Origin of the sequence: Pseudomonas bharatica, from assembly GCF_048586865.1 — a bacterium.
Taxonomy (GTDB): Bacteria; Pseudomonadota; Gammaproteobacteria; order Pseudomonadales; family Pseudomonadaceae; genus Aquipseudomonas; species Aquipseudomonas bharatica.
Genome location: NZ_JBMAWR010000059.1, coordinates 1 through 862 on the forward strand (window position 1 = coordinate 1; position 862 = coordinate 862).

Genomic DNA, 862 nt, shown 5'->3' on the forward strand with positions numbered 1-862 from the left:
CACCGACTCGATCGACACCAGCACCGTTACTCTGACCGCCACCGCCAGCGCTGTTGAAGGCGGTGTCGTCACCTACACCGCCTCGGTTACCGCGCCAGTTAGTGGTACGCCTCTGGTCATCTCCTTGGCGAACGGCCAGTCGATCACCATCCCGGTGAACAGCTCCAGCGGTTCGGTCGATTTCATTGCGCCGAATAACGTCCTCAACACCAACACGCCTTTGACCAACAGCATCACCGGGGTTACCGGTGGCAACTACGAGAAGCTCGAAACTGCCGGTACCCCGACCACCGTCGTGACCGACGATCCAGCTCGCCTGGACACTACTGGCCTGACCCTGTCCGCTACCGGCACCGTCCAGGAAGGCGGCGACATCGTCTACACCGCTCGCTTGACCAACCCGGCGGGCAGTGAAATGAAGATCACCCTCAGCAACGGGGAAGTGATCACTATCGGGAAAGGTCTGTCCGAAGGTTCTGTAACCTTTGCAGCGCCTGCCAACACCGTGTACGTCGATGCTGGCAATGTCAGTGTGACGATCACCGGTACCATCGGCGGTGACTTCGAACACCTTGAAGTCAGCCCGACTGCAGCCGTGACTGCTATTACCGACAGCATCGATACCTCGACGGTCACTCTGACCGCCACCGCTAGTGCTGTTGAAGGCGGTGTGGTGACCTATACCGCCTCGGTTACCGCGCCAGTCACTGGTACGCCTCTGGTCATCTCTTTGGCGAACGGCCAGTCGATCACCATTCCGGTCAATTCTTCGAGCGGTTCGGTGGACTTTATTGCCCCGAACAACGTGTTGAACACCAACACCCCACTGACCAACAGCATCACCGGTGTCACTGGCGGCAAC

Annotated in this window: 1 protein-coding gene; it reads left to right on the forward strand. The window is 59.2% G+C overall.

What is annotated here, in order from left to right:
- On the forward strand, positions 1-862 hold an 862-nt coding region (locus ACKLLE_RS27115; protein WP_420059608.1), incomplete at both ends, for an immunoglobulin-like domain-containing protein.